Raw genomic sequence first — 5,645 nt, forward strand, 5'->3', positions numbered from 1 at the left:
AGCGGGTGAAGCGGCGGTTGATGGCGGGGAGCGGCGCGGCCCACATCTCGCCTTGGCCGGGATCGAGGAGGATCATCGCCACGGTGGCGGTCAGGTTGCCGGAGAGGCCGCGCCGCGGCGGGCGGCAGACCGACCACGGGCTGCCGAAGTCGTCAAGGAAGGCGTCGCGCAGCTCGGCGAGGCCGAGCGGCTTGGAGGCTGCGAGATGCGAGCGGACGCGCTCCTGGCGGTAGAGGCTGTCCGGCGTCGCGTCGAGGCCGGTGTCGCGGAGCCGGGCGAGCGCTGCGGGCGAGAGCCAATGATTGGCGTGGACGAGGACGCCGTCCTCGGGCAGAAGCGCGAAGCTCTCGTCGGGGGCGCATTCGAGGCTCGCCGCGAAGCCGCCCGCATGGCTCAGCATCATGGTGTTGGACGCGGATTTCGGCGTGGTGCGGACGGCGTGGAGGGCGACCGCCAGGTCGGCGCTTTCGAGCACCCGGCGCCGGATCAGGGGGAGGGGCACGCCCTCTGCCAGCCCATCCCGCTCGCATTCGAGGTTGTTGGCCGTGAGGCCGAGGCCGGCGGCGTTGAGCCCGGAGCGCGCCAGGCCGCCGGCCTCGGTGAAGGTCAGGTAATCGGGCCCGTGCTCCTGCCGGACCCGGAGCACGACGGCGGTCTCGGCGCATTCGACCTTCCAGTCCCAGTTCTGGCCGTGCAGGAGCCGGCCGTCGCACGTGACGGTGGGCAGGAGGGCGGCGCCGGTGCAGCCGTCCGGCGCCTCCTCCGGGCCGCGGCGCGCCTGGCGCAGGATCTCGGTCCGGGCGTTGAGGAGGACGATGTCCTCGGTCTCCACCGAGGCGGCCTCGGCGATCGCGCGGATCTCGGCGGCATGGGCGTCGTCGAAGCCGGCGATCGCCCGGAGCTGGCGGCGGGCCGCCTGCCGGACGGCGCCGGCGTCGAGCCCGAGGCGGTCGAGCTGCTCCTGGTAATGGCGAAGGCCGAGGCGGATGCGCTCCGCGGCCTCGGCGCCGTAGCGGCGGCCGCGGGCGTCGGGCGATCCGGACAGCTCGATCAGCGGAAAGGCCTCGACCGGCATCACGCCCGTCCTCCGGCCGGAGCCGTGGTCCGCCGGCCCGGCGCCCCGGCGGATGACGGGTCGCGATGGAGCTCTGCGCCATGGATGAGCTGCGGCAGGGCGGCCATGCGGCTGAAGACGAGATCGGCGCCGGCTTGGAGCAGGCGCTCGCCGAGATCGGGCGCGCCGTGGCTGGCGCCGGTGAAGCCGAAGGCGGTCATGCCGGCGGCGCGGGCCGCGGTCACGCCGGCGACGCTGTCCTCGACGACGAGGCAGTCGGCGGGAGCGGCCCCCATCCGGTCGGCGGCATGGAGGAAGAGGTCGGGCGCCGGCTTGCCGCGCGCCACCATCTCCGCACTGAAGATGCGCCCCATCAGGAGCCAGTCGAGGCCGGTCACGAGAAGCGCGAGCCGGAGCCGGTCGAGCGCGCTCGAGGAGGCGACGCAGCAGGGCACGGCGAGCCGGCGGAGCGTCTCCTCCGCGTCCGGGATGGGCTCGAGCCGGCGGCGATAGGCGTCTGCGATCCGGCGGTCGACCGCGGCGCCGAAGCCCGCCGGCAAGGCGCGGCCCTGCTCGGCGGCGATGGTCCCGAACATGTCGGCGGCGGGGATGCCGGTGAAGCGGTCGAGAAGACCGCGGGGGCTGGCCTCGAAGCCGGCGGCGGCGAGCGCCTCGGCCTCGGCCGAGGCGATCAGGGGCTCGCTGTCGACGAGGACGCCGTCGCAGTCGAAGACGACGAGGCGGGGCCAGGGGGAGCGGTGCTCCGGTGTCGGTCGGGTCATGGCAGGATCGCTCTCGCAAGGTCGGGGGCGGCGGGCGCGGTCAGGCGCCGGCCGGTCATGGCGTCGAATCGTGGCGCCGGCGCCAGGAAGTCGCGCTGGTGCACGATCACGTCTTCGCCTTCGAGCAGGATGACGCCGTAGGCGGGCGGCCCCTCGGCGAAGGCGACGTCGGGGTCGTCGAGCTCGAGGTCGATGTGCTGGCAGGTGCCGCGGATGGCGGAGAAGGAGAGAGCGCCCCAGCGGCCCCAGACCGGCAGATGGACATGGCCGAAGAAGATGTGGCGCACATCGCCATGCTGCCGGAGGAGGTCGAGGAAGGCGTCCGGGCAGGCGAGCAGCATCGCCGCGAAATGCCGGACCCCGACCGATCGCGGCGGGTGGTGCATGAAGAGATGGACCGGCCGGTCCGGCGACTCGCGAAGGCGCGCTGCGATCCAGTCGAGGCGTCGGGTGCAGAGCACGCCGGCCCCACGGGTGCCGCGCTCGAGCGTGTCGAGGAAGAGGAGGCGTCCCGCCGGGAGGTCGACGACCGACTGGACGAAGCCGGCCGGATCGACCGGCGCCTCGGGGAAGGCCGCGCGGAAGGCGGTCCGGTCGTCGTGGTTGCCGAGGAGCAGCCGGACCGGCATCGGCAGCGGCCGCAGGATCTCGCGCAGGAGCGCATAGGCCTCGGGCGCGCCGCGGTCGGCGAGGTCGCCGGTGACGACGCAGAGCTCGGCGTCGCTATGCTCGGCCGCGATGCTCTCGACGCAGCGGGCGAGACGCGCCGCCGGGTCGAGGTCGTAGAGCCTCCCGCCGGGGGCGACCAGGTGCGGATCGGTGATCTGGATGATCTTCATGATGGGGCCGGGGGTCTTCGAGGTGCTGGCGTCGGTCAGCGGCGCATGAGGCGGCGGGCGGACGCGGCCATCTCGGCCAGCGCTTCCTCCGGCGTCAGCCGGTCCTGGGCGAGGGCCGACATCGCGTCGAGCAACGCCTGGGCGATCTCGACGCCGTTCGAACCCGGCCAGGCGGTCCAGGGGCGCGACACCGGGATCTGCTCGACGCTCGTCGACCAGTTCGGGCGCTCGCGATAGAAATCGCCGAGATAGGCGGGCCCGAGGGCGAGGCTGGTGACCGGCGTGTAGCCGGATTTCTGGACCATCAGCGTCTGCGCTTCGGGCCCGCTCGCGAACTGGAGATAGGCCCAGGCCGCTGCCCGCTTCTCGGGATCGTCCGCCAGGATCACGCCCGCCATGCCGCCGGTCGGCAGCCGGCCGCGCTCGGGATCGGCGAGGGGCAGCCGCGCCGTCTTCAGGGGGAAGCGGCCGCCGATGTCGGTCTCCAGGCCGCGGACGCCGGAGGTCGAGGCGACGAGGATGCCGAGCTTGCCGGCGACGAATTGCTGCCGGGCAGACTCGTCGCCGATCGCGGGCTGCCCCCCTTCCTCGCGGAACCGGCGGAACAGGCGAAGTGCGGCGAGCCCCTCGGGACCGTCGAAGGCGATATCCGTCTCATCGGGGGTGAGAAGGGCGCCGCCCTGGTTCAGGATCAACGCCTGGGTGGTCCAGTCGTCGACCCCGAGGCCGTAGTACATGCCGTCGATGTCGGGACCGAGGCCGTCGATCCGGTGCGCCAGGCCGATGAGACCGTCCCAGTCGGCCGGGAACGGCGCGTCGGCCCCACCGGCCCGGGCGGCGAGCTCGGCGTTGACGTAGACGATCGGCGTCGACATCACGAAGGGGAGCGCCACCTGCCGTCCGGCGACTTGGCCGAGGGCGAGCACCGGGTCCGTGAAGCCCCGACCGGCCCAGTCCGGCGTCGCCGCGATCAGGGGGCCGAGATCCTGGGCGAGGCCGCGGTCGGACAAGGCGCGCAGCATCTGGTAGCCGGCGAAGGTGACGTCCGGCAGCGAGCCGGTCATGCCCTGCCGGAGCAGGCTCTGGAAGGCCTCGTCGTAGCTCGAGGCCGGCGCCTGGAAGCGGATCCGGATCTCCGGATGGCGTTCCATGAAGGCGGCGGCGATCGGCTCGTGGAAGCGCTGATGCGAGGGCCAGGCGTAGAAGACGGTGAGCTCGACGGGGGCGGCGGCGGCCGGGGTCGAGGCGAGCGCCGCCAGGACCGCGGACACGGTCAGGAACCTGTTCATCGAATGTCTCCCGAGGGAATTACCGGATGCCGGTGAAGGCCAGCCCCTGGACGAAGCGGCGCTGGGCGAAGAGGAAGGCGACGACCAAGGGGGCGGTGATGATCACGCCGCCCGCCATCAGCGCGCCGACATTGCCGTCGACTCCGCCGCCCTCGCGGAAATAGGCGATGCCGAGCGGCGGGGTCATGAGCTCGGTCGAGGTGACGACGACCATCGGCCAGTAGAGGTCGTTCCAATGCGCCACGACGGAGAAGATCGAGAAGGCGGCGACGGCCGGCCAGGCCGAGGGAAGGGCGATGCGGAAGGCGATCGCGATCTCGCCGAAGCCGTCGATCCGGGCCGCATCGACGATCTCGTCGGGGAAGCGCCGGAACACCTGGCGGAAGAGGAAGATGGCGAAGGCCGAGACTGCCCAGGGCAGGATCAGCGCCGGATAGCTGTCGAGGAGCCCCAGCCGGGCGAGACCGAGATAGAGCGGGAGCGCCGGGACCTGCACCGGGATCAGGAGGCCGAGGAGGACGAGCCCGAAGAGCGCCTCGCGTCCCCGGAAGTCGAGCTTGGCAAGCGCGTAGCCGCAGGGAATGGCGATCGCGAGCTGGAGCAGGAGGATGCCGCCGCAGACCAGCACGCCGTTCAGAAGGAAGCGCAGCAGCGGCGAGGCCGAGAGGGCCTCGACATAGTTCTGAAGCGTGAAGCGGGACGGCAGGAGCTGGAGCTCGCCCGTGAAGATCTCGGCGGGGGGCTTGAAGGAGGTCAGCGCCATCCAGAGGAAGGGCGCGAGCATGACGAGCGCGCCGGTGAGGAGCACGGCGTGCGCGCAGAGCCCTCCGAGGGAGGGGAGCAGGCGCCGGGTCATTGGTAGTGCACCTTTCTGTCCATGAGGCGGGCCTGGGCGAGCGTCAGCGCGGTGGCGAGCGCCAGGAAGATGACGGTCAGCGCCGAGGCGTAGCCGATCCGGAAGTAGCGGAAGCCCTCGACATAGATCGCGTAGAGCAGCACCTCGGTCGCCTTGGCCGGGCCGCCGCGGGTGAGGACGGCGACGGTGTCGAAGACCTGCAGGCCGCGGATCGCCGTGACGACGACGACGAACATCGTGGTCGGACCCAGCATCGGCCAGGTGACGAGGCGGAACCGGTCGAAGCCCCGGGCGGCGCCCTCGACCGCCGCGGCGTCGTAGAGCTCGCGCGGGATCGAGGCGAGGCCTGAGAGGAACAGCACCATGTTGAAGCCGGCGAGCTGCCAGATGCCGATCCCGGCGAGGGTGAACATCGCGATGTCCGGATCGGCGAGGAAGCGCAGCTTTGGCTGGCCGAGGGCGGAGAGGAGGAGGTTGGCCAGGCCGAAGCCGGGGTGGAGCAGGACCTCCCAGGCGGTCGCGAGCGCGACCAGCGTCGCCGTCACCGGGAGGAAGTAGGCGACCCGATAGAAGCCGCGGAGCACCAGCCGTCCTTCGATCAGGAGGGCGGCGCCGAGCCCGACCGCGACCGATCCGGGAACGACGACGGCGATGTAGATCGCGGTGTTGCCGAGCGCGCGGATGACGCCGGGATCGGCGAAGAGCTCGGCGTAATTGTCGAAGGCGATGAAGCGCCAGGACGCGGCGCCGAAGCCGTAATCGGTGATCGAGAAGAGGATCACGAGCGCCGACGGCAGGATCACCAGCACCAGCAGCAGCAGCGCG

At 72.1% G+C, this 5,645-nt stretch carries 6 protein-coding genes; all 6 read right to left on the bottom strand.

Annotation, left to right across the window (positions count from 1 at the left end):
* Positions 1–1,075, bottom strand: a 1,075-nt coding sequence (locus FFK22_RS40700) for a C45 family peptidase (RefSeq protein ID WP_143956953.1), incomplete at its 3' end; no start/stop codon positions are given.
* Positions 1,075–1,836, bottom strand: coding sequence for an HAD family phosphatase (locus tag FFK22_RS40705; protein ID WP_138889793.1), 762 nt, complete (start codon positions 1,834–1,836; stop codon positions 1,075–1,077). The genes FFK22_RS40700 and FFK22_RS40705, both read right to left, overlap by 1 nt.
* Entirely contained in the window at positions 1,833–2,675 is an 843-nt protein-coding gene (locus FFK22_RS40710; protein ID WP_138889794.1) for a phosphodiesterase, read from the bottom strand. Before FFK22_RS40710 ends, FFK22_RS40705 begins: the two co-directional genes overlap by 4 nt.
* Positions 2,676–2,710: 35 nt before the next feature.
* The gene (locus FFK22_RS40715) at positions 2,711–3,964 is read right to left on the bottom strand and encodes an ABC transporter substrate-binding protein (protein WP_138889795.1); all 1,254 of its coding nucleotides are present in this window, start codon (positions 3,962–3,964) and stop codon (positions 2,711–2,713) included.
* A gap of 19 nt (positions 3,965–3,983) precedes the next feature.
* Positions 3,984–4,748 carry a carbohydrate ABC transporter permease gene (locus tag FFK22_RS40720; RefSeq protein WP_306770256.1) on the bottom strand — a complete coding sequence of 255 codons (765 nt, stop codon included), beginning with the start codon at positions 4,746–4,748 and terminating at the stop codon, positions 3,984–3,986.
* A gap of 68 nt (positions 4,749–4,816) precedes the next feature.
* Positions 4,817–5,645, bottom strand: an 829-nt coding sequence (locus tag FFK22_RS40725) for a carbohydrate ABC transporter permease (protein WP_143956954.1), incomplete at its 5' end; no start/stop codon positions are given.

This window comes from Mycobacterium sp. KBS0706 (assembly GCF_005938675.2).
Lineage (GTDB): Bacteria > Pseudomonadota > Alphaproteobacteria > DSM-16000 > Inquilinaceae > Inquilinus.